The following is a 26,813-nucleotide window of genomic DNA, read 5'->3' as shown; positions in this document are numbered from 1 at the left end:
GGTGCTGATGTCGGGCGATCTGCAAGGGGTGGTGAACGCCCTGCACATCAGCCAGCACACCATGCGCAATATCCGGCAGAACCTCTTCTGGGCCTTTGGCTATAACGCGCTGCTGATCCCCGTTGCTGCCGGTGTGCTCTATCCGCTGTTCGGCGTGCTGTTGTCGCCCGTGCTTGCCGCCGCCGCCATGGCGTTGTCGAGCGTCTTTGTCCTGTTCAACGCCCTGCGCCTGCGGTGGATCGCCGCCGCAGCAACCGCCTAATTCAACGAAAGGAGACGTCCATGAACATCGGTGACGTGTCGAAAAGCGCAGGTCTGCCTGCCAAGACCATCCGCTACTACGAAGACATCGGTCTGATCACGCCCGCGCGTGACACCAACGGGTATCGCAGCTTTTGCGACAGCGACGTGCATAAGCTGACGTTTCTGGGCCGTGCGCGGGCCTTGGGCTTCACGATCGAGAATTGCCGCGACCTGTTAGCGCTTTGGGATGATCAGGATCGCGCCAGCGCCGATGTCCGTGCCATCGCCCAGCAACATCTGGCGCAGATCGAAAGCAAGATCGCGGACCTGCAAGATATTCGTCAGACCTTGACCCATCTGGTGCATGAATGCGCTGGCGATGACCGACCCGATTGCCCAATCTTGCAACGGCTCGAAAAGCTGTAGCGCGCGTGTCTACCGGCGCAGCAGGTAGATATCCATGATCCAGCCATGGGCGGCGCGTGCCTCTGCCCGTGTTGCGATGATGCGGTCGCAGACCTGATCCAGCGGGCCTGCGATGCGACGCTCGTTCGGCATGCCGGCATAGGCGGTCCACCAGATGTGTATGTCGCTGTGCTGCCGCAACACCTCGAAGGCGCAGGTGCCGTCCAGCATGACGGCAATCGTATCCACACCCTGCGGCCAGCCATGATCGCGCAGCTGCCGACCGGTGGTGATGGTGACGGGATTGCCGATGGTGTTCAGCGGGATCGCATGGCCCGCCGTCAGTACCTGAAGCGAGGTGATCCCCGGCACGACATCGACGGTGAGGGTGACGGCCTTTTGCAACCGCTCCGCAATACGCAGGGTGCTGTCATACAGCGACGGATCCCCCCAGACGAGGAAGCCGACACGGCCGCCTTGGGGCAGGGTGCGCTGCATCTCGGCCAGCCAGACCTGTGCAATGGCATCATGCCAATCGTGGACGCCCGCGTGATAATCAGGGTTGGCGGCGTCGCGTTTGGGCAGGGTGAATTCGTGAATTTCAGGCCCGTCCGACCGCAGCACCTGGGCGCAAATCTCGTGCCGTAGGCCAGCCAGATCATCTTTGCCTGCGCCCTTGGACGGGATCAGGATCACATCGCAGGCATTCAACGCGTCGATGGCTTGTAATGTCAGGTGTTTGGGATTGCCGGACCCGATGCCGATCAGTGAAAGCGTAAACATCTTGAGGCTCCGGCAGGGGGTGACGCGGCCCGCAGAGTAGGGGGCCGCGTCGGGTCTTGGATTATTCAGCGGCAGTCTGTGTCAGACGTTTGGTGAACAGCGCGCTGCCCGCGAAATCGCGCAGGGTTTTCGCGGCGGCGAGCACGGCCAGATCCACCAGAGGCTCGATCAGGATGACCATCATATAGGCCCCGCCAAAGCTCGCCACAGCGGCGATGTTGCTGGCGGCAAAGCCCTGACCGTAGATGGCCCAGAACGCCACCCAGCCCACAACGCCCGCCTGAAACGCGGTCGACAGCTTGAGCGCTTGAACATAGGTCAGATCAACATAGGCGGTGTTGGGCGCGATGATGCGTTTGGCCAGCGCCGAGACCATGAACAAAGGCACCAGCAGCGTGGTGACGTTCATCGTGTATTGTGGCAGGTCGATGGGGGCAAAGAACACGCCCTGCGCCAGCAGACCAAGCGCCAGACCGGCAGCCGCAGGGGCCACGCCGAACAGCAGGAACAGGGTCGACCCGAGGATCAGGTGCACTTCGCTCACGCCCACGGGGAAATGCGGGAAGACCTGGAAAAAGACAAAGGTCAGCGCGGTGGCCACCACGGCCCCGCCCGCAAAAGGCACGACGCCTTTCTCACGGACAGAGTCCATTGCGGTTTTCGCGGTATAGGCCGCAGCACCGGCGGCGGTGCCATAGGACAGGACCAGCTTGGCGCCGGTCACGACTTCGGGTTCGATATGCATATTCAGGTCTCCTTACCGTCTTCCCCGACGGCATAATGTGAAAGCCGCCCCGGGGGGCAGCCAGTTGGATCGGGGATCATCCCCATGACGGCAGGTCTCCTGACTTTGTGCGTCCATGCGTGCCGCGCCTTCCCAGGCGGTCTGGCCCAGTGGCAATGCGGGTTGCTCTTCACTTACAGGTGCGGGGGCAGTTCCGGATTTGGCACCTTTGCTTTGGCACCGCACCGTATTCCCTTTTCACCCCGATTGCCCGAAGGCGCACGGGGAACCGTCCGGAATAGGTGGTCATTTTCGGGCCGGTTTTGTCAAGTCATCTATTCGGTCAAAGGCCCGTAAAGGATCAGCGCAGGCGCTGACGTTGCGGGATCTAGCGGCAGATGGGCAAGGCTTTCAACCGTGTGGCGGCTCAGCTTTTGATCGGGGGTCGATACCGCCTCTGCCAGCAGGGCAGGGGTCGAGGGGGGCAAGCCCGCCGCGATCAGCCGCGCGGCGAAACCCGCAAAGGTGCGGCGGCCCATGTAGACGACCGTGGTCGCCGTAGGGTCGGCCAGCGCCGCCATGTTAAGATCTTCGGGCAAGGCACCCGATTCGCCGTGGCCGGTGATGAATTGCACCCGCCGCGCGGTCAGCCGCCGTGTCAGCGGAATCATCGCCGCCGCCGCCGCCGAAGACGCCGCCGTCACACCGGGGATGATCTCGAAGGCGACGCCTGCCGCTTTCAGCGCGGTCAGCTCTTCTTCAAGCCGGCCAAACACGCCCGCGTCCCCGCTTTTGAGCCGCACCACCCGCGCGCCGGTCAATGCGTGTTCGACCAGCAGGCGGCTCACGTGATCCTGCTTCGGAGACAGCCGTCCGGCGCGTTTGCCCACCCCGATCAGATCCGCCTCGGGCGAGACATGTTCAAGGATCGGACCCGCCGACAGATCGTCGAACAGAACGACTTCGGCCTCTTGCAACCGCTTTACCGCCTTCACGGTCAGCAGCTCGGGATCACCCGGACCGGACGAGACGAAAGAGACAAAGCCGCTCATGACGCCCCCGCGATCAGGTGAAAGAAGGTGCCCGTCGCGTGGCCGCGGCGCGAGCCTGTCTCGGGCACTTCGGCCCCATTGGCATCGACCACCCGCGCCAGCGGCGTGTCTGGTTGCGACAGGATGGTCGAGTAGTGGAATTCATGCCCGCGCAACCGCGCGCCCGCGTCATAGCCGGGGCCGGGTGCGTTCAGCGTGGCAAGCCGGTAGCCCAGATGCATCTTGCGCTTCTCATAGCTGGTTTCCAGCCCCAGCAGCCCCGCCATCTGATGCCGCACGCCTTCCTTGTCGACCAATCCGGCCCCCATCGCCATATAGCCCCCGCATTCCCCATGCACCGGGCGCGTCGTGGCGAACTTTTGCAGGCTGTCGCGGAACTGCGCGGCAGCGGCAAGGCGTCCGGCATGCAGCTCGGGATAGCCGCCGGGCAACCAGCAGATGTCGGCGCTGTCGTCCGGTGCCTCATCCGCCAGCGGCGAGAAGGGCAACACCTGCGCACCCGCGGCGATCCAGTGGTCCAGCAAATGCGGATAGATGAACGAAAACGCGGCGTCTTTGGCCAAAGCGATCCGTTGACCGGGGGGCGGGGGCAGCACATCTGGCCCGTCGGGAATACTGCGCCCTTGGGCGGCAGAGACGATCAGATCAAGATCGATATGTTGCGCGATGAAATCACCTGCCGCATCCAGCAGCTTCATCAGCTCGGGCTGTTCCTCGGCCTGCACCAGACCCAAGTGGCGTTCCGGCAGCGTGACCGATCCCTGTCGGGGCAGCGCGCCCAGAACGGGGATGCCGACCTGCTCCATCCCCAGACGCAGCAGCGCCTCGTGACGGGGGCTGGCGACCTTGTTCAGCACCACACCCGCGACATGCACATCCGGGCGCATCGTCTTGAACCCAAGGGCGGTGGCCGCAGCCGATTGCGCCTGACCCGATACATCCAGCAGCAACACCACCGGCCAGCCCGTCATGGCAGAGATATCGGCGCTCGCCCCGTTCGAGGTTTCCCCCGGTTGCGCCACACCGTCAAACAGCCCCATTGACCCTTCGATCAGGGCCAGATCGCCGCCATGGGCGGTGCCGATCAGATTGCACAACACACCCGATCCCATGGCCCAACTGTCGATATTATAGGACGACCGCCCGCAGGCCGCGCGGTGGAAGCCGGGGTCGATGTAATCCGGCCCGCTCTTGAACGGGCGCACGTCGACGCCGCGCCGGCTGAGCGCGTTGAGCAGGCCCAGCATCAACGTGGTCTTGCCCGTGCCCGACGCCGGGGCCGAGATCATCAGGCCCTTGGGCAGTTGCGTTGTCTCGATCATTCTGTGCCCTCGGGAAAGCGCGGCTCTGTGCCGACGGGGCGGAAGCGGCGGTCGTAATCGCCCGCGTACAGACAGCTTTCGCGGAACTCCTCTGCCGTCAGCGCGCGGCCGACAAGGATCAGCGCCGTGCGCCCGCGTTCGCCGTCGGTGGCGTCAATCACGCTGCCCAAGGTCGCCCGCACCACCCGTTGATCCGGCCAGCTTGCGCGCCAGACGATGGCGACGGGGCAGTCCTCTCCGTAATGAGGGGTGAGCCGCGCGACCACATCATCCAGCACATGTACCGACAGGTGGATCGCCAGCGTGGCACCCGTGGCGGCAAAATTCTCGAGCGTTTCACCCTCGGGCATGGCTGACGCCCGCCCCGAGGTCCGCGTGAGAACAAGCGACTGCGCCACACCGGGCAGCGTCAGCTCGTTCCCCAAGGCAGCTGCGGCAGCGGCAAAGGCGGGCACGCCGGGGGTGATGTCATAGTCGATGTCCAACTCGCGCAAGCGGCGCAGCTGCTCGCCCATGGCGGACCAGACCGACAGATCACCCGAATGAAGCCGCGCCACATCCTGCCCCGCATCATCGGCGGCCTTGATCTCTGCCATGATCTCGTCCAGCGACAGCGACGCGGTGTTCACGATCTTCGCATCCGCAGGGCAGTAGGACAGCAGCTCAGACGGGACCAACGATCCGGCATACAGACACACAGGGCAGGCCGCGATCAGGTCGCGCCCCCGCAGGGTCAGCAGATCAGGGGCACCGGGGCCCGCGCCGATAAAGTGAACAGTCATGGGGCAATTCCTTCCGCGATAGCTACGGTGGCCATGCCATTGGGGCTGGCCACACGCAAGGTCGTCAATTTGGCACCGCGACCGGCAACGCGCAATGCGGCGGCCTCGGCAAGTGATCCGGTCCCGAACCGCGCCTGCACGCGCGGTGACACGGTGCGCGTCGGGATGTCTGCGATATCGGCTTCCGACAGTTCGATCAGCGGCAATCCCAGACTGTCGGCAAAGCGCCGTAGCGCTGGCGTCACCTTGATCGCGAGGGTCGCGAGCGTGTCCGGCGTGCGCCGCGTCAGCGCAAGAGCCGCGTGTAAATCCGCCTCGGTCGCATCCGCGCGCAATCCTATGCCCGCGACGATCATCGGGTCACGCTCCATTGCAGTTGCGGGCGGCTGGGGTGCCAGCCCTGCATGGTCCCCAAGGGGGCCGCCTGCGCCAAGTCGATCCGCAGCAATTGCCCGCCGTGCATCCCGTGCCAGCGGATCAGCAAGGCTTGGGTTTCAAGCGCCACCGCATTCGCCACCAGCCGCGTGCCCGGCGTGATCCTGCGCCAGATCGCCTGCAAGACATCCTCTGACGCGCCACCCCCCAGAAAGACCGCAGCGGGCAGGGGCAGATCGGCCAGCGCATCGGGGGCCGTGCCGTGTACGCAGCGCATCCGGCGCGCCAGACCAAAGCGGCGGGCGTTCTCGGTGATGTTATCGCAGCGGCCTTCGCGCGGCTCGATGGCGATGGACTGCGCGTGCGGCGCGGCCAGACACCATTCAACAGAGACAGAGCCCGACCCGCCCCCCACATCCCACAGCAGCTCCCCCGCGCGGGGGGCCAGCGCGGCCAGCGTCAACGCGCGCATGGGTGATTTGGTGATCTGGCTGTCATGGGCAAAAAGCGCCTCGGGCCGTCCGGGCGCGTGGCTGATACCCGCGCTACCCGACACCGCAATCGCCACCACTACAGGGGCGGCAATGTCGCTCAGGTCAAACGTCGCGGCATCGGCCGCGCGCGCGATTTCACGCGGACCGCCAAGCGCCTCCATCACCGTCAGGCGGGACGCGCCGAAACCCTGCGCGGTCAGATAGTCTGCCAGCGCCGCAGGGGCCGCACCATCGCGCAATGTGCAGATCAGCCGCGCACCGTCGGCCAGATGGGGCAACAACACCTCGAACGGGGCAGCATGCAGGCCAAGGGTCGTGACCTCCTCCAACCGCCAGCCAAGCCGCGCAGCCGCCAGCGTCATGCAGGACGGCGCGGGAAAGCAGCGCCATTCCGACGGGTCCAGCACCTGCGCCAGCGAACCGCCCACGCCGTGCCAGAACGGATCACCCGAGGCGAGCACCACAACCGCACGCCCGCGATGTTCCAACACCGGCTCTACACTGAACGGCAACGGCCATTCCCGCCCCCGCGCGCCCGCGTCACAAAGCGCCAGATGCCGCGCCCCGCCAAAGATCACATCGGCCTCTGCCAGCGCCTTTCGGCTTGCATCGGTCAGCCCAGCAAGGCCATCTTCGCCCAGACCGATCAGGGTCACCCAGGCAGCAACAGGATCAGCCATGACGCGCACCCTCATTCTTGGCGGCACGACAGAGGCGTCCAGCCTCGCGCGCGCGCTGGCCGACCGTGGCGATGATGCGCTGTTCAGCTATGCCGGACGCACGGCGGCCCCCGTGGCGCAGCCGCTGCCCACCCGCGTGGGTGGCTTTGGCGGCGTGGCCGGATTGCTCGATTTCATAGCACAAAATAACATCACCCGCGTGATTGACGCGACCCATCCCTTCGCCGCGCAGATGAGCCGTAACGCCCATGCCGCCAGCACGCAGGCAGGCATCCCGTTGGCCGCTTTCGAGCGTGCCCCGTGGGCGGAGACTGCCGCCGACAATTGGACCCATCTGCCAAGTATCGAAGCCGCCGCCGCATCCCTGCCGCAGGTGCCGACGCGGGTCTTTCTGGCCATCGGCAAGCAGGCGCTGTCTGTCTTTGCCAACCATCCGCAGCACCATTATCTGCTGCGGCTGGTGGACCAGCCCGCCGCGCCGCTGCCCTTGCCGCATACGACCGTGACCCTCGCCCGCGGACCCTTCGACGTGGCCGGAGACATCGCCCTGCTGCGTGACCACGGGACCAAGCTGATCATCGCCAAGAACGCCGGCGGCGCGGGGGCCGAGGCCAAGCTTATCGCCGCGCGCGAACTGGGGCTGCGGGTGCTGATGATCCAGCGCCCCGCGGTGCCCCCCCGCACCACATTTGCGCGGCTCGACGATATCCTGGCGTGGCTTGATCATACGACGGACCGTGGCGTGTAGATATGTGTCCCGACGCGGCGGGTGTCGGCGTTGCCCACGATCACGACCGTGCGCATATCGGCCATCTCTGGCGTCGCTTCGGCCAGTGTGACGGTGCGCAATGTCTCGTCGGGGTGGCTGACGTTGCGCGCGAAAGAGATCAAGGTCTCCGGCCCGCAGGCCTTTCGCAGAATATCAAGCGCGGTGGCGAACTGATGCGGCCGCGAGGCAGAGCGCGGGTTGTAGAACGCCATGGCAAACCCCGCTTCCCCCGCCAGCCGCAGCCGTTTTTCGATCAGCGACCAGGGTTTCAGATTGTCCGACAGGTTGATCGCGCAGAAATCATGCCCCAGTGGTGCCCCCAACCGCGCCGCCGCCGCGAGCATCGCGGTGATGCCGGGCAGGACGCGAATATCGATTGCCAGCCAGTCTTCCGGGCCTTTCTCCAACGCCTCGAACAGGGCAGAGGCCATGGCAAAAACCCCCGGATCGCCCGAAGACACCACCACAACACGCCGTCCCGCCGCCGCCATTTCAAGCGCATGTGCGGCGCGGTCCAGCTCTACCCGATTGTCGCTTTCATGCAGGGTCAGCCCGTCGCGCGAGGCAATCCGGCGCACATAGGGGATGTAGCCGACAATATCGGTCGCCTCGTCCACGGTGGCGCGCACCTCTGGCGTGACCAGCGCCTCGTCTCCGGGGCCAAGGCCGACCACGCGCACCCAGCCGGTCATGGCCGCCGCCCCTGACCATGCACGATCGCGATCGAGAAATAGGGCACGTCGGCCGGAACTTCCGTCAGCTTTTGCACCGTCTGCCCCGCCATCGTGCCCTTCTCGACCAGCCATGCGTCTTGCAAGCGGCCCGCCTTGGTCAGTGCGCGCTTCAACTTTTCAAGGTTGCGCCCGATCTTCATCACCACCAGCGCATCGGTATTAGCGGCCCGCGTGGCCAGCTCTTCCTCGTCCAGCGTCGCCATGAGCACGGTCAGCACATCATCGCCCCAGGTGATCGGATGCCCCGTCGCGGTCCAGCAGCCCGACATGCCGGTGATGCCGGGCACGATCTCGACCTCGGCGCGGTCCTGAAGGCGGCTGTGCAGATGCATGAACGACCCGTAAAAGAACGGGTCCCCTTCACAGAGCACGATCACATCTTCGGTCTGGGCAAGGTCGGTCAAACGGTCAGCCCAATCGTCGTAGAAGGCCGACAGCAGACGGTTGTATTCAGGATCGCTAAAGTGGATCTCTGTCGTGACGGGGTATTCCATCGCATGTTCCACCGCCGTCTCGGCGATGATGCCGTCCACGATGGTGCGGGCCTGCCCGCGCCGTCCGGGTTTGCGGAAAAACGCGACGTGCTGCGCGCCAGTTAGCAGGCGGTGCGCCTTGACGCTCATCAATTCGGGATCGCCGGGGCCAAGCCCGATGCAAATGACCTTGCCCATCGTTATTCCTTCCACGTGGCCAGCGCGTTCACCGCCGCCACTGTAATCGCAGAGCCGCCCAAACGCCCCTGCACGATCATCGACGGCACGGGCAAATCCTGCATCAACGCCTCTTTCGATTCCGCCGCGCCGACAAAGCCGACGGGGCAGCCGATGATGGCCGCAGGGCGCGGGCAGTCGGGATCTTCGAGCATATTCAGCAGGTGGAACAGCGCCGTGGGCGCGTTGCCGATGGCCACCAAGGCCCCCGCCAGATGCGGCCGCCACAGTTCAAGCGCTGCGGCAGAGCGTGTGTTGCCCATCTGCTGCGCCAGCTCTGGCACCTTGGGGTCGCGCAGGGTGCAGATGATCTGGTTGTCAGCGGGCAATCGCGTGCGGGTGATCCCTTCGGACACCATATGCGCGTCACATAAGATCGGCGCGCCGTCCGCCAGCGCCGCCCGTGCAATCTGCGCCATGTTTTCAGAAAACTGTACGTGCTTTTCCAGCCCGACCAGACCGGCGGCGTGGATCATCCGAACGGCGACACGTTCCTCATCGGGGGTGAACCGCGCCAGATCGGCCTCGGCGCGGATGGTGGCAAAGCTTTCCAGATAGATCGCGGCACCGTTGGTCTCGTAGGTGTGGGGCACTCAAAGCCTCCTGTCTTGAATTTGGGTCACTGTCAGCGGCGCGTTTTGCGGCGGATCGCCCGCGCGCCCGTGGCGGATAAGGGTGAAATGCCCGTCATGACTGGCGGTCAGCGTAACGGGGGCAGGGGCGGGATGGGCGCAGCCTTTGGCACAGCCCGAGATATGGATCGTGTCGTCGCTGTCTGGCGACAGATGCGCGGCAATGGCGCGGGCGGCATCGCGTGTGTCCGACAGGGCCTGACGGCAGCCGGGGGCACCGGTGCAGACCTGCACACGGCGGCGCGGATCGCGGGCGTCGGTGATGAAATCGGGCAGCGGAGCCGAGGGGGCGGCCCCTTCGATCAACACCATGCGCCAAGGGGTCAGCCGCAGGGCACCAAGCTCCGCCAGCTGCGCAAAGCTTTCCGCCGTGGTCTGGCCAAAGGCAAACCCGAGAAGCGTGCCTTGCGGGGTCATACCGGGCTCAGGGACGGGCGCAGTGGGCAGGGGGGCGGTATCAGAGCCCACCGGAGCCCCCCGCGTCGCGATATGCGCCGCCATGCGCCCCCGCCCGTCGGTCACGCCACCGGTGTCCAGAAACCAGCGGGCCAGCGTCAGTGCGGCATCTGCGGCAGTCTCAACGCGCACCGACTGCCCCACCTCTGCCCCGTCCGCCCGGCAGATCAGGCCAGCAGCGCTACGTTCGATCCGGATATCGGCAGAGGTGCACGTCAGCACAGGCCGTGCTCCGCAATCGATCGCAAAGCCGAACTTGCTGGGCAGGTCGGGCGCGTCTTCGCTGGAGAGCGCATGGGCCAGTGCTTGCGCCACGCGGTGGCTGTCGTCCCCATCCTGCCAGAACGGCGTCACGGTGATATTGCGCCGCGCCTCTGCCGCCAGATCGGCATCGACAAGACCAATCTCGCGCAGCCCGTCGACCAATGCGGCATGGCTATCAGTTGTCACCCCGCGCAGTTGCAGGTTCGCGCGGGCCGACAGGTCGATCATCCCGTTGCCATGGGTGCGCGCCAGCGTGGCAACGCGGCGGATCTGGTCGGGGCTCAGCCGCCCCATCGGCACACGCAGCCGCACCACCAGGCCGTCACCCGACATCATCGGCCGCAGCGCACCGGGGCACCAGCCAAAGACCTGCGGCGCGCTCATGCGGGGGTGCCCAATTCGGCGAGGACAGAGTTGCGGCGCGATGTCCAAAGCCCCGCCCGGTGCAGCGCATCAAACCGCGCGCGCAACGCAGCAAGCGCTTGCGGGTTGGCGTCCTGCATAAAGTCGACCAGATCATCGCGCCCCAGCGTTGCATCGAACATGGCGTCGAACAGATGGTCCGGCACAACGCCCGCCAGATGCGCAAAGGCGGCAAGGTGATCCAGCGTCGCGGCAATCTCGGCGGCACCGCGGAAACCATGCGCCATCATGCCAGTGGCCCAATCGGGGTTGGCGGCACGGGCGCGCACCACACGGGCGAGCTCCTCGGTCAGGGTGCGGGCACGAGGCTGGTCGGGGCGGGTGGCATCCAGATGGTACAGCGCGGCAGCCCCGCCCTTGCCCAAACGCTGCATCGCGGCGGCAAAGCCGGCTTCATGGGCGGCGTAATCCTCTGCCATCAGCAGATCGGTCTCGGGCAGGTCTTGCAGGTGCACGAAACTATCGGCCCGCGTCAGCTGCGTCTCAAGCGCGTCGCGGGCATAGGTGATCTCTCCGCGCGCGTCGATCGCGTAGGACGACGCAGCCAGCCATGCCTCGCCCGCCGCCGTGCGCGCTTCGTCGGAATAGTCGTCCATCGCGGTGCCGATCCCCAAGCCATAGGAGCCGGGACGCGGGCCAAAGACACGCGGGGTCTGCACCAGATAGGGGTTATCAGCCGCCGTTTCGGGACGCTCTGCCAGTTTGGCAATTGCTGTCTCGAACAGCTGCGCCAGACCGGGAAACATATCGCGGAAGAGGCCCGACACGCGCAGGGTCACGTCAATGCGCGGACGGTTCAACAGCGCAAGCGGCAGAATGTCGAACCCGCTCACACGGTCGCTGCCGTCATCCCAGCGGGGGGACAGACCCGCCAGATGCAGCGCCATGGCAAACTCCTCGCCCGCCGTGCGGATGGTGGCAGAGCCCCACATGTCCATGACCAACCCCTTGGGCCAGTCGCCGTGATCCTGCAAATGCTTGCGCAACAATTCCTCGGCCAGCTTCACCCCTTGGGTATAGGCCGCCCGCGAGGGCACGGCCCGTGGATCGGTGGTAAACAGGTTGCGCCCCGTGGGCCGCACATCGCTGCGCCCGCGATAGGGGGACCCCGAGGGGCCGGGGGGCACAAACCGCGCAGACAGCGCCGCGATCAGCCCGTCAATCTCGCCCGTCCCATGATCGCCTGCGCCAAAGACATGCAGCCCGTCGCCATATTGCGTTTCCTTGATGTCGCAGACGAAGCGGTCGATGCGGGTCAGCGCCTCTGCCGCACTGGCGCTGGCATCAAGGCCGAGGTCCTGTTCAACCCCGCGGCCCTGCGCCTCGGCTCGGATGTCCGCGATCAGCCGGTCGCGCCGCGCAGGGTCCAGCCCGTCCGCGGTCGAGTATTCATCCAGCAGCCGTTCCAACCGTCCGAATGCATCGGGCAGTTTCGATGTCACCAACGGGGGAGGCATATGGCCCACGGTCACGGCCCCGATACGGCGTTTGGCCTGCGCGGCCTCGCCGGGGTCATTGACGATAAAGGGGTAGATCACCGGCATCGGGCCGATCAGCGCCTCGGGCCAGCAGGCGTCAGACAGGGCGACGGATTTGCCCGGCAGCCATTCCAGCGTGCCATGGGCCCCGACATGCACCATCGCATCCGCCTGCTGTTGCAGCCACAGATAGAAGGCGACATAGCCCGGGCGCGGCGTGCGGCTCAGGTCGTGATAGTCATCGTCCCGTTGGGCCAGCGCCCCGCGTTCGGGTTGCAAGGCGACCAGCAGCTTGCCACTGCGCAGCGCCGGAAAACAGAACGCCCCGTCGTGAAACAGCGGATCATCCTGCGGCGCGCCCCAGCTTTCGGTCAGGTCTTCGCGCAACGCCTGCGGCAGCTTTGCAAGCGCGGCCTCATACTCTGCCAGCGGCCAGCGGAGCGTTTCGGTGCCAAGACGGCTGGCAACCGTTTGCGTATCGCTAAAGTCCTGCGCATCCACGTCATAGCCCTGCGCCGCCAGCTCGGCTGTCATCTTCTGCAACGAAGCCAGCGCATCCAGCCCCAGCGCATGGGCCATGTTCCAGTCTTTGCCGGGGTAGGTGGACAGCACCACCCCCACAGACTTTGCCGCGTTGTCCTGCACCCGTAGCTGGTGCAAGCGCTGCACGCGATCGGCGATAAAATCCACGCGGTTCGCGTCGGCGCGATGGGCGAAACGGCTGTATTGCAGCGCCTCGTCCCGTTTGCCGGGCTGCTTAAAGCTGACGACACCGCCGAACAGACGGCCATCCACCTCGGGCAAGACGACATGCATCGCCAGATCGGTGGGGGACAGCCCGCGCTCTGATCCGGCCCAATCGCGCCGACGCGCGGTCGATAAGGCGACCTGCACCACGGGGCAATCTGATGCGCCCAGAACGGATGGTTCATCCGGCCCGCGCTGGGCGGAGAAAGCGGTGGCGTTCACGATCACCGCCGGATCAAGCCGGGCGATCTGCTGCGCGATCCACGGCGCGGTGTCCCCCTTGAGGCTGGGCGCGAATAGCCCCACGGCGTCAAAGCCACGCGCGTCGAGCGCGGTGATCAGCGCATCCACAGGATCGGTATCGGCAGCCGTCAGATAGGACCGGTAGAAGGTCACAATCGCGCGCGGCTTGTCGGAGGGTTCCGGCGCGGGGATCACACCGGTGTGGGGGCGGTAGAACCCCGCTTCCGGCACGGTCTTGGCCCCTTTGGCTGGCCCCGCGTAAAGACCTGCGGCCAGCGACAGCTGCGCCAGTGCCGCCTGCGCAGCCACCGCGCCGCCCGTATCGCACAGATGTTGCAAGCGTCTTAACGTCGAATGCGGCAGCGTCGACAGCGCGTCGAGCCGCGGGTCGGGTTGCCCGTCCGCAGGCAGCACCGCCAGCGCGATCTGCTGTTTGCGCGCCATATCCTGCAAGGTCGCCAGCCCGTAAGGCCAATAGCTTTCGCCCCCGATCAGCCGCACCAATACCGCCTTGGCCCCCGCAAGGGTCTGTTCGGCATAGGTATCGACTGACAACGGATGTTTCAGCGCGACCAGATTGGCCAGCCGCAACGACGGCAAGCCCCCTTCCGCACGATGCCAGCCTGCCGCGAAAGCCCCCAGATCACTGTCCGAAAAAGACAGCACCACCAGATCCGCCGGCGTCTGCCCCAGGTCTTGGGGCAGATCGCTTTGGTCCAGTCCGTGGCTTTCGCGAAAGACGACATGCATGGCGGCTTAGCCCTCCAGCACCGCGCGGATCGCGGCTTCGTTCACGTGGTCATGTTCCGCGATCACAACCAGCTGGCTGCGGCGCGGCATGTCTCCCCAAGGGCGGTCGAACTGGCTGCGCACGCGTTCGCCCACGGCCTGCACAAGCAGACGCATCGGTTTGTCCTGAACGGCGATATACCCTTTGACGCGCAGGATTTTCTGCTCGCGCGCCAAGCGCAACACGGCGGCCTCAAGCGTGGCGACATCGGCGACCTCGCCCATGTCGATCACCACGCTTTCAAAGTCGTCATGTTCGTGATCGTCATGCCCGTCGTGGTGGCTGGGGCGCGCGTCGATGTCATCTTCGGCGGCGGCTTCCAGACCCAGCACAACGCGCGGGTCGATCACGCCTTCGGTCATCGGAATGATCGGCAGCTTGCGCGGCGCATGCGCCTCGATCACCTTGCGCGCAGCCTCGACCCCGTCGGGGCCCGCCAGATCGGCCTTGGACAGCAGCACGATGTCGGCGCAGGCGATCTGGTCTTCAAACACCTCGGACAAAGGCGTTTCGTGGTCCAGACTGTCGTCGGCATCGCGCTGCGCGGCCACGGCCTCCAGATCGGGGGCGAACTGCCCGCTGACCACGGCTTCGGCATCGGCAAGCGTAATCACGCCGTCCACCGTGATCCGCGACCGGATCGCTGGCCAGTCAAACGCCTTGAGCAAGGGTTTGGGCAGCGCCAGCCCCGACGTCTCGATCAGGATATGATCAGGCGTTTCAGGCAGGGCCATCAGCGCTTCGATGGTGGGGATAAAGTCATCGGCCACGGTGCAGCAGATACAGCCGTTTGCCAGCTCGACGATGTTCTCGGCGGGGCAATTGTCAATCGCGCAGGATTTCAGGATGTCGCCATCCACACCGGCGGTGCCGAATTCATTGACCAGCACGGCCAGACGCTTGGAGCCCGCGTTCTCCATCAGGTGACGGATAAAGGTGGTTTTGCCAGCGCCCAGAAAGCCGGTGATCACGGTAACGGGGATTTTGGTAAGGTTGGTCATTCGGTAGGCTCCTGTGGGGGAATGCGGGCGATGGATTGTTTGCGGAAGACCACGGGGCGTTCGCGCCAGGGCACCACGCCATCAGAGGTCTGGGCATAGGCAGTGACGCCATTCACGATATCGGACAAATGCGCGTCGGTGTCGAGATCGCCATACACATAAGTCCAGCGCGACGGGCCACCCGACAGGACCATCGAACAGCCCCGCGAACAGGCCGACAGACATTCGGCTCCGCGCAGCTGCACACCGTCGGGCAGATGCCCCGACAGCGCGTCAAACAGCTGTTGCCCGGGGCGCGGCGCGTCCTCGGCGGTGATCTGACCTGCGCGACAGGTGGTGCAGATGGTGACGGTGACCGGTTGATCCGTGGTGGTCATATCTTGCCTCATACGTCGATGGGCCAAGGGGGATCGCCAGCAGCGAACGACATGCGAACAGCGTTCTAGGCCAGTCGCGAAACACCCCGTTCGCCCGTTACAAACTATGCTGGCAGGTCTCCCGGCTTGCGGATCTAAGGCAGCTTGCCTTGCGAACCTTCACCTTCCCAGCCTGCGGGCCAGTGGTTGAAAGCTCTCTCCGGTCACGGTCGCGGGGGCGGCTGCGCTTGGCGCTGACCCAAGGCTGGATCAATGCGTATCGCGTTCCCTCTTCGCCTGTCTGGGACAGGAACCAACATACGCCCTGCATTGGTCATTTGCCCGCCCCTGTCAAGCTGCGCCTGTCATAACGCAGGGGCCAAACCCGCTTTGCGCGGATTTTCCCGCGGGCGACCAATGCGCAGAGGCCGCCCGCGGATGCTTGACGGGATCACCGCAGGCTGACACCAAGGGCTGCACAAAAAACACGAGGTCCCGCCATGCCCACCCGCGCCATCATGATCCAGGGCACCGGATCGAATGTGGGGAAATCGATGCTGGTGGCGGGCCTGTGCCGCGCGGCCACGCGTCGGGGGCTTTCCGTCGCGCCGTTCAAGCCGCAGAACATGTCCAACAACGCCGCCGTCACGCCCGAAGGGGGCGAGATCGGCCGCGCGCAGGCGTTGCAGGCCGTGGCCGCGCGGGCGGAGCTGCACGTCGACATGAATCCCGTGCTGCTCAAGCCGCAGGCCGACCATACCTCGCAACTCGTGGTCCATGGCAGGATGCGCGGCACGCTGGGTTCGGGATCTTTCAGACAGGCGCGGGGTGCCCTGCTGGGCGAAGTGATGGAGAGCTATCGTCGCCTTTCCGCACGGTGCGATATCGTGGTCGTCGAAGGCGCGGGATCCCCGGCGGAGATCAACCTGCGCGCGGGCGACATCGCCAATATGGGCTNNTTCAAGCCGCAGAACATGTCGAACAACGCCGCCGTCACCGAGGACGGCGGAGAGATCGGCCGCGCCCAAGCCCTGCAAGCGATGGCCTGCGGGCGGCCCCTGTCGGTGCATATGAACCCCATCCTGCTGAAGCCCGAAACCGACAGCGGATCGCAGGTGATCGTGCAGGGGCAGCGCCATAGCACCCTGCAAGCGCGTGACTTCAGCAAGGCCCGCGCAGGGTTAATGGCTCCCGTGCTCGAAAGCTTCGGAATCCTCGGGCAAAGCGCCGATCTGATCATCGTTGAAGGAGCGGGCAGCCCGGCTGAAACGAACCTACGCCAGAACGACCTTGCCAATATGGGCTTTGCCCGCGCCGCAGGTGTACCCGTTGTCTTGGCCGGAGACATCAACCGCGGCGGCGTCATCGCCCAGATCGTGGGCACCCAAGTGGTGATGGACCCAAAAGACGCGGCGATGATCACCGGCTTTCTGGTCAACAAGTTCCGCGGCGATGTCAGCCTTTTTGACGACGGCTACCGCGAGATTGAACGCCGCACCGGCTGGACGGGGTTCGGCACATTGCCGTGGTTTGCCAACGCGCATCTGCTGCCCGCCGAAGACGCGGTGGACCTGTCGCGCGCGCCCTCCGACGGCGGGTTCCACATCGTCTGCCCCATGCTCTCGCGCATCTCGAACTTCGACGACCTCGACCCGCTGGCGGCGGAGGCTTCGGTGCGGCTGACCATGGTCCCCCCCGGCACGCCGCTGCCCGCCGACGCCGATCTGGTGATCCTGCCGGGCACGAAATCCACCCGCGGCGATCTGGCTTTCCTGCGCGCCCAAGGCTGGGACATCGACCTTTATGCCCATGTGCGGCGCGGCGGCGCGGTGCTGGGAATCTGCGGCGGCTACCAGATGCTGGGCCGGTTTATCGAGGATCCGCAGGGCTTCGAGGGACCTGCGGGCCGCGAAGAGGGGCTGGGCCTGCTGGATGTCGAAACCCGCATGGCCCCGGACAAGACCCTGACCCGCGTCACCGCCGACCATGCCGCAACGGGCACGCAGATCGACGGCTATGAAATCCACATCGGGCAGACGGTGGGGGCCGATTGCGCCACGCCCTTCGCGCATATCAACGGCACCCCCGACGGGGCAGGGTCGCGCGATGGCAAGATCACCGGCACCTATCTGCACGGGCTCTTTACCAACGATAGTTTCCGCAGTGCCTGGTTGGCGCAACTGGGGCTGAGGGCAGGGCCGACCTCCTACAGTCAGACCGTGGAAGATACGCTCGACGCGCTGGCCGACCATATGGAAACCCATCTGGACGTGTCCGCCCTGCTGGCCTGTGCCGCACCGGTTGCATAACACCCGCGCTGACCTTTGGTCACGATCACGACGCTTGCTTAATTTTGTGATCGCGGGGATACATGCCGTCAAATTTACGCAAAGGACCCTTTGTTATGGAACGTAACCTGACCCTCGTTGCGCTGTTCGCTGCCCTGATTGCAGCACTTGCGTTGATCCCGAAATTCTCGCTTGGCTTCGGCGTGCCGATCACGGCGCAAAGCTTGGGCATCATGCTTTGCGGGACCGTGCTGGGGGCCAAACGCGGCGCGCTGGCCGTGCTGCTCTTCTTGCTGCTGGTCGCTTTGGGGCTGCCGCTTCTGGCCGGTGGCAACGGGGGGCTGGGTGCCTTCATGCTGCCGTCCTCGGGCTTCCTGATCGGCTTCCCCGTGGCGGCTTTCGTCACCGGCCTGATCGTCGAAAAATGGTACGGGCCCTCGCTGACCATCGTTGCAGCGGTTGCCTCGGTCATCGGCGGGATCGTCGTGCTTTATATCTTCGGGATCATCGGCCTGTCGATCGCGCTGGATAAATCACTGCTGGAATCCGCCGCGCTGGTGACCGTGTTCATCCCCGGTGACATCATCAAAGCGGTGCTTGCAGGCTTTATTACCAGCGGTCTGGCCAAAGCGCGCCCCGCCAGCGTCCTGTCGCGCAGCTGATCCGACGCAAAGCCTAGAACAGCGAAAGCGCCCCTAGAGGGGGGCGCTTTTTTCGTTGCCAAGACAGACGAAGCCTTACCCCCGCGCATAGACATCCTCGTAGCGGATAATATCATCTTCGCCAAAATAACTGCCGGTCTGCACCTCGATCAGCACCATAGGCAGTTTTCCCGGGTTCTCCATCCGGTGCACGGACCCGAGCGGGATGTAGACCGACTGGTTCTCGCTGATCAGTTTCACGGTGTCATCCACGGTCACTTTCGCGGTGCCTTCGACCACAATCCAATGTTCCGACCGGTGGTGATGGCTTTGCAGGCTCAGGGCCGCACCGGGGTTTACCACGATGCGTTTCACCTGAAACCGCCCGCCGATCACAAGGCTTTCATACCAGCCCCACGGGCGGTAATCTCGCGGCAGTTGGACCGCTTGGCTGGCATCCCGCCTTTTGAGCGCATCAACCGCTTCCTTCACCCGCTGCGCTTGCGATTTATCCGCCACCAGCACCGCATCGCCCATGGCGACGGCGATGATGTTGTCCAGCCCGATGCCGACCAGTTGCAACCCGTCGGTTTCGGACCGCAGCAGCGTGCCCGCACAATCAATCGCCGTGGCATTGTCAGAACAGACATTTCCCGCCGCGTCAGGCCCGCTTTCCAGCCAGACCGCATCCCAGCCGCCCAGGTCGGACCATCCGGCGGCGAACGGCATCACCGCGAGGTTATCCGCCTTTTCCATGATCGCATAATCGATAGAGATATCATCGGCTTGGCCCCAAGCCTCGGGCGCGAGACGGGTCAGCCCCAGATCAGAGGTCGCCCCGTCAAGCGATGCGCGCACCGCGCGCACCATCTCGGGCGCGTGGGTCTGATAGGCCGCAATAATCGTCTGCGCCGTGAACAGGAAGATCCCGGCGTTCCACAGGAAATTCCCCGCCTGCAACATCCCCTGCGCCTGTGCGCGATCCGGCTTTTCGACAAAGCGCGCAAGGGGTTGCGGGGTTTTGGCACTCGCATCCGCCCCCTCGGCCAGCTCAAGATAGCCATAGCCCGTTTCGGCCCGCGTAGGCGTGATGCCAAAGGTGACCAGATCACCGGCCTGCGCGCGCGGCACCGCGGCTTGCACGGTCTGGGCAAAAGCATCGCAGTCGGGGATCACATGATCCGACGGGGCGACCAGCATCAGCGCTTGCGCGTCACTGCGCGCAATATACAGCGCCGCGGCAAGGATCGCAGGGGCGGTATTGCGCCCCTCCGGTTCGATCAGGATCGCCTGCGCCGCCCGTTCTACCTGCGCCAGTTGTTCGGTCACGATGAACCGGAACGGGTCGCCCGTCACCACAATCGGAGGGGCGAATCCGGGGCCGGTCAGACGCTTAGCCGAGATCTGGAACAGGCTTTCATCCCCCATCAGCTTGGCAAACTGTTTGGGGTAGCATTTGCGCGACAGGGGCCAAAGACGCGTCCCCGACCCGCCGCAAAGGAGAATAGCGTGCATCATGAGAGGCAGTTAATCTGAAAAATTCTAACGAGAGATTAATCAAATACTTTAGATTTAGCTGCGCAGGTGATCCTGTCGCAAAAACCAATCATACGTCTCCCGAAGCCCGTCTTTCAGATCGATCCGCGCGCGCCACCCCATTTCCGCCAGACGCGAGACATCCATCAGCTTGCGCATCGTCCCGTCTGGCTTCGACGTGTCGAACACCAGCCGCCCTTTGAACCCCGTCAGCTCCGCCACCATCTGCGCCAGCGCCGCGATGCTGATGTCGCGGCCCGTGCCCACGTTGATATGGCTTTGCATCGGGTGCATCTGCGCAGCGTAGGCATCACGCGGCAGGTCGAGCACAAACAGCGACGCTTCCGCCATATCGTCCACATGCAGAAATTCCCGCATCGGTTTGCCGCTGCCCCAAATCACCACCTCTGTCGCCCCGTCGCGCGTGGCCTCGTGGAAACGGCGGATCAGGGCGGGCAAAACATGGCTGTTCTGCGGATGAAAATTATCCCCCGGCCCATAAAGATTCGTTGGCATCACACTGCGATAATCCACGCCATATTGCCGGTTATAACTTTCGCAAAGTTTAATGCCCGCGATCTTGGCGATGGCGTAGGGCTCGTTCGTGGGCTCTAGCGGGCCGGTCAGCAGGGCATTTTCGGCCATCGGCTGCGCCGCGTCACGCGGATAGATGCAAGAGCTGCCCAGTTGCAGCAGCCGTTGAACCCCCGCCGCGAACGCCTGATGGATCACATTACATTCGATCATCAGGTTTTCGTAAATAAACTCAGCCGGATATGTATTGTTCGCCATGATCCCGCCGACCTTGGCCGCGGCGAGGATCACCACATCCGGCGCCTCAGAACGCATAAAATCACGCACCGCTGCCTGATCGGTCAGGTCCAACTCTGTATGGGTCCGCGTCACCAGTTCCAACGCCTCCCCAGCATCTTTTCGCGCCTGCAACTGCCGCAAGATCGCCCCGCCGACCATGCCGCGATGCCCTGCGATATAGATCTTCCGCATGGGCCTACCCGTTCTCGAGCGGGATCGGCAGATCCAGCCCGTGCTCTTTCAACAGCGCGTGGCGTCGTGCGACCTTAAGGTCATTCGCCACCATCTCTGCACACATCTCTTGCGCGGTGATTTGCGGTTCCCACCCGAGTTTCTTCTTCGCCTTCGCCGGCGACCCCAGCAGCGTCTCCACCTCGGCGGGGCGGAAATACTGCGGATCAATGCGCATTACTACATCGCCGGGGCTGACCGCGGGGGCATCCCCCCCGATGACGCTATCGACAACCGCATATTCATCCACGCCCGTCCCTTCGAACCGCAGCGTGATCCCAAGCTCTGCTGCCGACCATGTGATGAACTGGCGCACGGAATACTGCACGCCCGTGGCGATCACGAAATCCTCTGCCACGTCCTGCTGCAGCATCATCCACTGCATGCGCACGTAATCCTTGGCGTGCCCCCAATCGCGCAGCGCGTCGATGTTGCCCATATAAAGACACCCCTCCAACCCCTGCGCGATATTGGCCAAGCCGCGCGTGATCTTGCGCGTGACAAAGGTTTCGCCACGGCGGGCGCTTTCGTGGTTAAAAAGGATGCCGTTGCAGGCATAGATCCCATAGGCCTCGCGATAATTAACCGTGATCCAATAGGCGTACATCTTGGCAACCGCATAGGGGCTGCGCGGGTGAAAGGGGGTTTCCTCCGTCTGTGGTGTCTCTTGGACCAAGCCATACAGCTCAGAAGTTGATGCTTGGTAAAAACGGGTCTTTTTTTCCAACCCCAGAAACCGGATCGCCTCTAACAACCGCAGGGCACCATTGGCGTTCACCTCTGTCGTATATTCGGGCGTCTCGAAACTCACTGCGACATGGCTTTGCGCGCCAAGGTTATAGACCTCGTCCGGCTGCACCTCGCGCATGATCCGCGTCAGGTTCGAACTGTCGGTGAGATCACCATAATGCAGGATCAGATCGGGGTCATCCTCGTGAGGGTCTTGATAAATATGATCAATCCGCTGCGTATTAAGAGATGACGACCGCCGCTTGATCCCGTGCACCTCGTATCCTTTGTCCAGCAACAACTCCGCCAGATAAGACCCGTCTTGACCGGTGATACCGGTGATCAGCGCGCGTTTAACCATCAGGGCCCCTAAACGAAAAATGTGCCTGCCCGAGGGGGCAGACACATCAACATTTACTCAACTTAAAGGATTCTGGCGAGTCTTGATGCAATCAGAAGGTTTGATCGTAGTCGCCAACCTCCGGCTCTGTCCGGATCACCGCGTCCAGATCGGCAAAGATCGCGCGCAATTCTTCCTCGGATTCAGAGCTTTCGCAGACCACCACAAGGTTCGGCGTGTTCGAAGAGGCGCGCACCAGCCCCCAGCTGCCGTTGTCCAGGATCACCCGCGCGCCATTCACGGCCACGACCTCTTTCACGGGGCGGCCGCCCAACTCGGTCACGTCTTTCAACTTGGCGACGATCCGGTCGAGGATATCGTATTTGTCCTCGTCCGACGCGTAGGGCGACATGGTGGGGGTGGAATATGTGTGGGGCAGGGCGCGGCGCAGGTCCGACATCTTCATATCGGGGTTGCGGTCCATCAGTTTGCAGACCTCGACCGCGACGCGCATGCCGCAGTCATAGCCACGCCCGATGGGTTCAGCCAGAAAGTAGTGGCCCGATTTCTCGAACCCCGCCAGCGCGCCCAATTGTTTGACCCGCCGCTTCATGTGGCTGTGGCCGGTTTTCCAATAGTCCGCCGTAACGCCATTGGCCTGCAAAACAGGGTCAGAGGCATAAAGCCCGGTCGATTTCACATCGGCGACAAAGGTGCTGTTGGGGTAAATCGCAGACAGATCGCGCGCCATGATGACGCCCATCTTGTCGGCGAAAATCTCTTCGCCCTCGTCATCCACCACGCCGCAGCGGTCGCCGTCGCCGTCAAACCCAAGCGCGAAATCCGCGCCCGAGGCTTTTACGCTGTCGGACATATCATGCAGCATTTCCATCGCTTCGGGGTTCGGGTTGTAATGCGGGAACGTATAATCCAGCGTGTTATGGCTATCGACCACCTCGACCCCCAGACGGCGGAACAGTTCGGGCGCAAAGGCGGCGGCAGTGCCGTTCCCCGTGGCGCAGACGACCTTGAGCTTACGGGTCATTTTGAAGTCACCCACCAGATCATCCAGATAGGCTTCGCGCACACCGTCGACGAATTCATACTTGCCGCCGTCGCGCTGTTCGCCACGCCCTTCCAGCACGATATCGCGCAGTTCGGCCATCTCGTCGGGGCCGTGGGTCAGCGGGCGTTCAAAGCCCATCTTCACGCCGGTCCAGCCATTGGGGTTATGCGAGGCGGTGACCATCGCCACCGCTGGCGCATCCAGATGGAACTGCGCGAAATAGGCCATGGGCGACAGGCAGGGGCCGATATCCTTAACGTGAATACCCGCCTGCATCAGGCCCAAAATCAGCGCATTTTTAATCGATAGGGAATAGTCGCGGTAATCATTGCCCACAGCGATAACGGGCTCGATCCCGCGCTGTTGCATCTGCGTGCCCAGACCAAGGCCAAGCGCGGTGATGCCCGGCAGGTTGATCGCCTCGGGGTACTGCCAGCGCGCGTCATATTCGCGAAAACCGGTGGGGGCGATCATGGGGTCGCGCAGAAATTCCCATGTGTTCGGCGTGACTTTGGGCAACGGCTTGGTCATGAAATATCCTGATCTATCAGCGTTAAAATACTGCCCTCTTCGATAGAAGGAATGCGTGCAGGGATCAACTGACAGCAAGGGCGCGGGACGGTTTGTTGCCGACGGGGCGGCAAGGTGCCGGTCAAACAACCGGCAGTGCCTGCGAATGGTTCCCAAAGAAAACGCCCCGCCCTTTTGCAAAAGGACGGGGCGGATAGGTCGCGATGCTGTGGTGCCTTAGCCGATGATGGCGTTCAACGTGGCCGAGGGGCGCATCACCGCTTCGGTTTTGGCGGGGTCCGAATGGAAATACCCGCCCAGATCGACAGGCTTGCCCTGAACCTCTGCCAGCTCTGCCATGATCTTGTCCTCATTCGCCGCCAGTTTTTCGGCGATGGGGGCAAAATGTTCAGCCAATGCGGCATCGTCGCTCTGGCTGGCCAGCGCCTGCGCCCAGTAAAGGGCAAAGTAATAGTGGCTGGCGCGGTTGTCCGGCTCGCCCACTTTACGCGATGGCGATTTGTTGTTGTCCAGAATGCCTTGGGTCGCGGCATCTACGGCTTTGCCCAGGACGGCGGCCTTGGCATTGTCCTTCTGGTCCGCGAGGAACTTGAGGCTTTCCCCAAGCGCACAGAACTCGCCCAGGCTGTCCCACCGCAGGTGGTTTTCTTCAACAAGCTGCTGCACGTGCTTGGGGGCAGACCCGCCGGCACCCGTTTCAAACAAGCCACCGCCCTGCATCAGCTTGACGATCGACAACATCTTGGCCGAGGTGCCCAGTTCCAGAATGGGGAACAGGTCGGTCAGATAGTCGCGCAGCACGTTGCCGGTGATCGCGATCGAATTCTCGCCCTTGCGGATTGTCTCAAGCGTCTGGCGCGTGGCCTTGGCGGGGGACATGATCTGGAACTTGTCGGCCACGCCCTTGGCTTCAAGGATCGGCTTCACATAGGCGATCAGCTCTGCGTCATGGGCGCGGTTCTCGTCCAGCCAGAAGATCGCCTCGCAGCCTTCGGCTTTCTGACGGTCGATGGCCAGCTGCACCCAGTCCTCGATCGGGGCCTTGCGGGCTGATGCCGCGCGCCAGATGTCGTTCGCCTCTACGCTGTGCTCGGAAATCACGTCGCCATTGGCGGCGATCATCTTCACGGTGCCGTCAGCGGGGATCTCGAACGTGGTGGGGTGCGACCCGTATTCCTCGGCCTTCTGCGCCATCAAACCGATGTTCTGCACAGTGCCCGAGGTCGTCGGGTCCAGCGCGCCGGTTTCCTTGAAGTAATTAATGCTTTCTTCATAGACGGGGGCATATGAGTTGTCAGGGATCACGCAGTTGGTGTCGTGTTCCTTGTTGTCGGGGCCCCAGCCCTTGCCGCCAGCGCGGATCAGCGCGGGCATGGACGCGTCGATGATCACGTCGGATGGCACGTGCAGGTTGGTGATCCCTTTGTCGGAATTCACCATATACATCGGCGGTCGTGCCGCCATCGCGTCTTTGACGGCTTGGGTGATCTCGGCATTGTCCTTGATCCGCTCCATCATGTCGCCGATGCCTGCGTTCGGGTTCACACCCGCCGCTTTCAGCTCGTCACCGTATGTGTCAAAGACGGGCTTCAGATATTCCCGCACCGCGTGGCCAAAGATGATCGGGTCCGACACTTTCATCATCGTCGCTTTCATGTGCAACGAGAACAGCGTGCCGTCTTTCTTGGTCTCTTCGATCTGCTCGGCCAGGAATGTGTCCAGCGCCTTGGCAGACATGAAGGTGGTGTCGACCACAGTGCCCGCGGGGAAAGAAACGCCATCCTTCAACACGGTCTCGGTCCCGTCGGCGGCAACATGCACGATCTTGGCCGCGCCGGCCTGCGCCTCGGTCAGCGTCAGGGATTTCTCGTTCGAGAAGAAATCACCGCCCGACATGGACGATACTTTGGTTTTGCTGTCCTTGGACCATGTGCCCATCGAATGGGGGTTCGCCATCGCGTATTTCTTGACCGCATTGGCCGCGCGACGGTCCGAATTGCCTTCGCGCAGAACGGGGTTCACCGCAGAGCCCTTGATCGCGTCATAGGCCGCGCGGGCTTTCTTTTCCGCGTCGGTGCTTGGCGCTTCGGGATAGTCAGGCAGCGCATAGCCTTGACCCTGCAATTCCTTGATCGCGGCCACCAGCTGCGGCACCGAGGCAGAGATATTCGGCAGTTTGATCACATTGGCGTCGGGCGTTTTCACCAGATCGCCCAGGATCGCCAGATCGTCGGACTGTTTTTGCGCCTCGGTCAGCGCGTCGGGGAAGGCCGCCAGAATACGCCCCGACAAAGAGATATCACGGGTGCCCACAGAAACCCCTGCCGCATCGGCAAAGCTGCGGATGATCGGCAGCAGCGAATAGCTTGCCAGTTCGGGGGCCTCATCGACCTGCGTGTAAATGATGTCGGGTGTCTGTGTCTCAGCCATGGTATCCAGCCTTTCCTGAAGTTTGGTATGCGATAGTACACTTAGTTTGAAATATCCACCTCCCCCGCGTCGCGAAGGCCGCGAAACTGCGACCAGCGGCGGCGAAACGCGCAGGGCGATGCCCAAGCCACCACATAGCGCCCCCCGCAGCATTGCAAAACGAATCACTCACCTCTCCTTGGGCAGAGCGTGGTTGATGCCGTTAACGCTCACACACGCGGTAAGTGCGGGCAATGAACCCATACCGTGTCACGCTGCCTATTTGTTCAACCATCAGGGGGGTGTGCCCTCTGGTAACAGGTGATTCGGTGCAATTCTTGGTCGCAAACCAAAGCCGATGTCGCTAAGCGCACCCAAATCCCGAGGCAACGAACTGGTTTACTTTGATTTTTGATAAAGTTTGTAAAAAATGCTGAAGCGCCGCAATAATAACAGTCGCGGGGCATGTGTGACCACTGCCGGACCGCGCAACGCGCAGGTCATGCACCTTGATGGCCTGATCAGAGGGACCGGGGTGTCATGACGGACCGAAAGGAAGACGGCACAAGCAAGGATGGTCGCGTCGCCCGCGGCGAGATCACCCGCGAACGCGTGCTCGACGCGGCAGAGCGGTGCTTCGCCGAGCTTGGCTTTGATGCGGTCAGCATCCGCCGGATCGCGCGCGAAGCCGAAGTCACGCTGGGTGTGGTCGGCTTTCACGGAGGTACTAAACAAGAGCTTTTCGTGACCGTGCTGAAACGGCGGG

24 protein-coding genes, 1 pseudogene and 2 riboswitches are annotated in these 26,813 nt (G+C 63.6%); of the genes and pseudogenes, 6 read left to right on the top strand and 19 right to left on the bottom strand.

Going from position 1 to position 26,813, the window contains the following annotated elements; all coding sequences use genetic code 11:
• Both B3849_RS14885 and cueR read left to right on the top strand, forming a co-directional pair.
• Positions 1-262, top strand: a pseudogene (locus B3849_RS14885) (heavy metal translocating P-type ATPase); the annotation flags it as partial.
• 20 nt (positions 263-282) lie between these two features.
• A complete protein-coding gene (gene cueR, locus B3849_RS14880) occupies positions 283-669 on the top strand; it encodes a Cu(I)-responsive transcriptional regulator (protein WP_005850098.1) in 387 nt (128 codons plus the stop codon).
• 9 nt (positions 670-678) lie between these two features.
• Here the strand turns inward: cueR and cobF are convergent, their stop codons facing one another.
• The 7 genes from cobF to cbiE form a co-directional block, all read right to left on the bottom strand.
• A complete protein-coding gene (gene cobF / locus B3849_RS14875; RefSeq protein ID WP_278425170.1) occupies positions 679-1,431 on the bottom strand; it encodes a precorrin-6A synthase (deacetylating) in 753 nt (250 codons plus the stop codon).
• A 61-nt stretch (positions 1,432-1,492) separates the two neighbouring features.
• On the bottom strand, positions 1,493-2,176 hold the full coding sequence (locus B3849_RS14870; protein WP_037966862.1) for an energy-coupling factor ABC transporter permease: 684 nt from the start codon (positions 2,174-2,176) through the stop codon (positions 1,493-1,495).
• A gap of 72 nt (positions 2,177-2,248) precedes the next feature.
• A riboswitch (cobalamin riboswitch) is annotated at positions 2,249-2,462 on the bottom strand.
• 28 nt (positions 2,463-2,490) lie between these two features.
• On the bottom strand, positions 2,491-3,207 hold the full coding sequence (gene cobA, locus B3849_RS14865) for a uroporphyrinogen-III C-methyltransferase (RefSeq protein ID WP_005850092.1): 717 nt from the start codon (positions 3,205-3,207) through the stop codon (positions 2,491-2,493).
• Positions 3,204-4,529, bottom strand: coding sequence for a cobyrinate a,c-diamide synthase (locus B3849_RS14860; RefSeq protein WP_278425171.1), 1,326 nt, complete (start codon positions 4,527-4,529; stop codon positions 3,204-3,206). The genes cobA and B3849_RS14860 overlap by 4 nt, the downstream gene beginning before the upstream one ends.
• Positions 4,526-5,311 carry a precorrin-4 C(11)-methyltransferase gene (gene cobM, locus B3849_RS14855; RefSeq protein ID WP_037941160.1) on the bottom strand — a complete coding sequence of 262 codons (786 nt, stop codon included), beginning with the start codon at positions 5,309-5,311 and terminating at the stop codon, positions 4,526-4,528. The genes B3849_RS14860 and cobM overlap by 4 nt, the downstream gene beginning before the upstream one ends.
• A complete protein-coding gene (locus B3849_RS14850; protein WP_037941326.1) occupies positions 5,308-5,667 on the bottom strand; it encodes a cobalamin biosynthesis protein in 360 nt (119 codons plus the stop codon). Before B3849_RS14850 ends, cobM begins: the two co-directional genes overlap by 4 nt.
• Positions 5,664-6,860: a precorrin-6y C5,15-methyltransferase (decarboxylating) subunit CbiE gene (gene cbiE / locus B3849_RS14845; protein ID WP_278425173.1), complete on the bottom strand. Its 1,197-nt coding sequence runs from the start codon at positions 6,858-6,860 to the stop codon at positions 5,664-5,666. The genes B3849_RS14850 and cbiE overlap by 4 nt, the downstream gene beginning before the upstream one ends.
• Between cbiE and B3849_RS14840 the strand changes: the two genes are divergently transcribed.
• Entirely contained in the window at positions 6,859-7,608 is a 750-nt protein-coding gene (locus tag B3849_RS14840; RefSeq protein ID WP_278425174.1) for a cobalt-precorrin-6A reductase, read from the top strand. The two genes, cbiE and B3849_RS14840, sit on opposite strands and share 2 nt — an antisense overlap.
• Here the strand turns inward: B3849_RS14840 and cobJ are convergent.
• Genes cobJ through B3849_RS14805 form a run of 7 tightly spaced genes read right to left on the bottom strand, consistent with a single transcriptional unit; the run spans position 7,584 to position 15,484 of the window.
• Positions 7,584-8,321, bottom strand: a complete 738-nt coding sequence (cobJ, locus tag B3849_RS14835) for a precorrin-3B C(17)-methyltransferase (RefSeq protein WP_278425175.1) — start codon at positions 8,319-8,321, stop codon at positions 7,584-7,586. The genes B3849_RS14840 and cobJ overlap by 25 nt on opposite strands.
• Positions 8,318-9,034 carry a precorrin-2 C(20)-methyltransferase gene (locus B3849_RS14830; RefSeq protein ID WP_278425176.1) on the bottom strand — a complete coding sequence of 239 codons (717 nt, stop codon included), beginning with the start codon at positions 9,032-9,034 and terminating at the stop codon, positions 8,318-8,320. The genes cobJ and B3849_RS14830 overlap by 4 nt, the downstream gene beginning before the upstream one ends.
• Before the next feature lie 2 nt (positions 9,035-9,036).
• A complete protein-coding gene (locus B3849_RS14825) occupies positions 9,037-9,666 on the bottom strand; it encodes a precorrin-8X methylmutase (RefSeq protein WP_005850082.1) in 630 nt (209 codons plus the stop codon).
• Positions 9,667-10,809, bottom strand: a complete 1,143-nt coding sequence (gene cobG, locus B3849_RS14820; protein WP_278425177.1) for a precorrin-3B synthase — start codon at positions 10,807-10,809, stop codon at positions 9,667-9,669.
• Positions 10,806-14,066, bottom strand: coding sequence for a cobaltochelatase subunit CobN (gene cobN / locus B3849_RS14815; RefSeq protein WP_286780394.1), 3,261 nt, complete (start codon positions 14,064-14,066; stop codon positions 10,806-10,808). Before cobN ends, cobG begins: the two co-directional genes overlap by 4 nt.
• A 6-nt stretch (positions 14,067-14,072) precedes the next feature.
• On the bottom strand, positions 14,073-15,107 hold the full coding sequence (cobW, locus tag B3849_RS14810) for a cobalamin biosynthesis protein CobW (protein ID WP_009825395.1): 1,035 nt from the start codon (positions 15,105-15,107) through the stop codon (positions 14,073-14,075).
• Complete coding sequence (locus B3849_RS14805; protein WP_132998159.1) at positions 15,104-15,484, bottom strand: DUF1636 family protein; 381 nt, start codon at positions 15,482-15,484, stop codon at positions 15,104-15,106. Before B3849_RS14805 ends, cobW begins: the two co-directional genes overlap by 4 nt.
• A 94-nt stretch (positions 15,485-15,578) precedes the next feature.
• A riboswitch (cobalamin riboswitch) is annotated at positions 15,579-15,796 on the bottom strand.
• 167 nt (positions 15,797-15,963) lie between these two features.
• On the opposite strand from B3849_RS14805, the gene B3849_RS14800 reads away from it, so the two are divergent.
• Positions 15,964-17,772 (top strand): cobyric acid synthase, encoded by a 1,809-nt coding sequence (locus B3849_RS14800; protein WP_286780393.1) that lies wholly within the window; start codon positions 15,964-15,966, stop codon positions 17,770-17,772.
• A gap of 95 nt (positions 17,773-17,867) precedes the next feature.
• Positions 17,868-18,413, top strand: coding sequence for a biotin transporter BioY (locus B3849_RS14795; RefSeq protein WP_005850072.1), 546 nt, complete (start codon positions 17,868-17,870; stop codon positions 18,411-18,413).
• Between the two features lie 75 nt (positions 18,414-18,488).
• Here B3849_RS14795 and B3849_RS14790 read toward each other — a convergent pair whose 3' ends face one another.
• From B3849_RS14790 to B3849_RS14770, 5 genes are all read right to left on the bottom strand, one after another.
• Complete coding sequence (locus tag B3849_RS14790) at positions 18,489-19,910, bottom strand: mannose-1-phosphate guanylyltransferase/mannose-6-phosphate isomerase (protein ID WP_286780392.1); 1,422 nt, start codon at positions 19,908-19,910, stop codon at positions 18,489-18,491.
• A 54-nt stretch (positions 19,911-19,964) separates the two neighbouring features.
• Positions 19,965-20,933 carry a GDP-L-fucose synthase gene (fcl, locus tag B3849_RS14785; RefSeq protein WP_286780391.1) on the bottom strand — a complete coding sequence of 323 codons (969 nt, stop codon included), beginning with the start codon at positions 20,931-20,933 and terminating at the stop codon, positions 19,965-19,967.
• A 4-nt stretch (positions 20,934-20,937) separates the two neighbouring features.
• Complete coding sequence (gmd, locus tag B3849_RS14780) at positions 20,938-22,062, bottom strand: GDP-mannose 4,6-dehydratase (RefSeq protein WP_278424663.1); 1,125 nt, start codon at positions 22,060-22,062, stop codon at positions 20,938-20,940.
• Between the two features lie 91 nt (positions 22,063-22,153).
• The gene (locus B3849_RS14775) at positions 22,154-23,638 is read right to left on the bottom strand and encodes a phosphomannomutase/phosphoglucomutase (RefSeq protein WP_132998165.1); all 1,485 of its coding nucleotides are present in this window, start codon (positions 23,636-23,638) and stop codon (positions 22,154-22,156) included.
• 216 nt (positions 23,639-23,854) lie between these two features.
• Positions 23,855-26,068 (bottom strand): NADP-dependent isocitrate dehydrogenase, encoded by a 2,214-nt coding sequence (locus tag B3849_RS14770; RefSeq protein ID WP_037953941.1) that lies wholly within the window; start codon positions 26,066-26,068, stop codon positions 23,855-23,857.
• Positions 26,069-26,587: 519 nt separating this feature from the next.
• On the opposite strand from B3849_RS14770, the gene B3849_RS14765 reads away from it, so the two are divergent.
• On the top strand, positions 26,588-26,813 hold a 226-nt coding region (locus B3849_RS14765), incomplete at its 3' end, for a TetR/AcrR family transcriptional regulator (protein ID WP_286780390.1).

Source organism: Sulfitobacter sp. UBA4523 (assembly GCF_002388305.1).
Classification (GTDB): Bacteria; Pseudomonadota; Alphaproteobacteria; order Rhodobacterales; family Rhodobacteraceae; genus Sulfitobacter; species Sulfitobacter pontiacus.
Note: the sequence above shows the minus strand (reverse complement) of the source record. Positions and strands in the feature narration are given on the sequence as shown.

What these genes read in the sequence shown, in the direction of transcription:
- fcl (WP_286780391.1), bottom strand. Translation starts at nt 20,933, where the DNA reads ATGCGGAAGATCTATATCGCAGGGCATCGCGGCATGGTCGGCGGGGCG.
- cobN (WP_286780394.1), bottom strand. Translation starts at nt 14,066, where the DNA reads ATGCATGTCGTCTTTCGCGAAAGCCACGGACTGGACCAAAGCGATCTG.
- cobG (WP_278425177.1), bottom strand. Translation starts at nt 10,809, where the DNA reads ATGAGCGCGCCGCAGGTCTTTGGCTGGTGCCCCGGTGCGCTGCGGCCG.
- B3849_RS14790 (WP_286780392.1), bottom strand. Translation starts at nt 19,910, where the DNA reads ATGATGCACGCTATTCTCCTTTGCGGCGGGTCGGGGACGCGTCTTTGG.
- B3849_RS14830 (WP_278425176.1), bottom strand. Translation starts at nt 9,034, where the DNA reads ATGGGCAAGGTCATTTGCATCGGGCTTGGCCCCGGCGATCCCGAATTG.
- cueR (WP_005850098.1), top strand. Translation starts at nt 283, where the DNA reads ATGAACATCGGTGACGTGTCGAAAAGCGCAGGTCTGCCTGCCAAGACC.
- B3849_RS14870 (WP_037966862.1), bottom strand. Translation starts at nt 2,176, where the DNA reads ATGCATATCGAACCCGAAGTCGTGACCGGCGCCAAGCTGGTCCTGTCC.
- cobJ (WP_278425175.1), bottom strand. Translation starts at nt 8,321, where the DNA reads ATGACCGGCTGGGTGCGCGTGGTCGGCCTTGGCCCCGGAGACGAGGCG.
- B3849_RS14840 (WP_278425174.1), top strand. Translation starts at nt 6,859, where the DNA reads ATGACGCGCACCCTCATTCTTGGCGGCACGACAGAGGCGTCCAGCCTC.
- B3849_RS14795 (WP_005850072.1), top strand. Translation starts at nt 17,868, where the DNA reads ATGGAACGTAACCTGACCCTCGTTGCGCTGTTCGCTGCCCTGATTGCA.
- cobF (WP_278425170.1), bottom strand. Translation starts at nt 1,431, where the DNA reads ATGTTTACGCTTTCACTGATCGGCATCGGGTCCGGCAATCCCAAACAC.
- B3849_RS14860 (WP_278425171.1), bottom strand. Translation starts at nt 4,529, where the DNA reads ATGATCGAGACAACGCAACTGCCCAAGGGCCTGATGATCTCGGCCCCG.
- cbiE (WP_278425173.1), bottom strand. Translation starts at nt 6,860, where the DNA reads ATGGCTGATCCTGTTGCTGCCTGGGTGACCCTGATCGGTCTGGGCGAA.
- cobW (WP_009825395.1), bottom strand. Translation starts at nt 15,107, where the DNA reads ATGACCAACCTTACCAAAATCCCCGTTACCGTGATCACCGGCTTTCTG.
- B3849_RS14770 (WP_037953941.1), bottom strand. Translation starts at nt 26,068, where the DNA reads ATGGCTGAGACACAGACACCCGACATCATTTACACGCAGGTCGATGAG.
- B3849_RS14850 (WP_037941326.1), bottom strand. Translation starts at nt 5,667, where the DNA reads ATGATCGTCGCGGGCATAGGATTGCGCGCGGATGCGACCGAGGCGGAT.
- B3849_RS14805 (WP_132998159.1), bottom strand. Translation starts at nt 15,484, where the DNA reads ATGACCACCACGGATCAACCGGTCACCGTCACCATCTGCACCACCTGT.
- B3849_RS14775 (WP_132998165.1), bottom strand. Translation starts at nt 23,638, where the DNA reads ATGACCAAGCCGTTGCCCAAAGTCACGCCGAACACATGGGAATTTCTG.
- cobA (WP_005850092.1), bottom strand. Translation starts at nt 3,207, where the DNA reads ATGAGCGGCTTTGTCTCTTTCGTCTCGTCCGGTCCGGGTGATCCCGAG.
- gmd (WP_278424663.1), bottom strand. Translation starts at nt 22,062, where the DNA reads ATGGTTAAACGCGCGCTGATCACCGGTATCACCGGTCAAGACGGGTCT.
- cobM (WP_037941160.1), bottom strand. Translation starts at nt 5,311, where the DNA reads ATGACTGTTCACTTTATCGGCGCGGGCCCCGGTGCCCCTGATCTGCTG.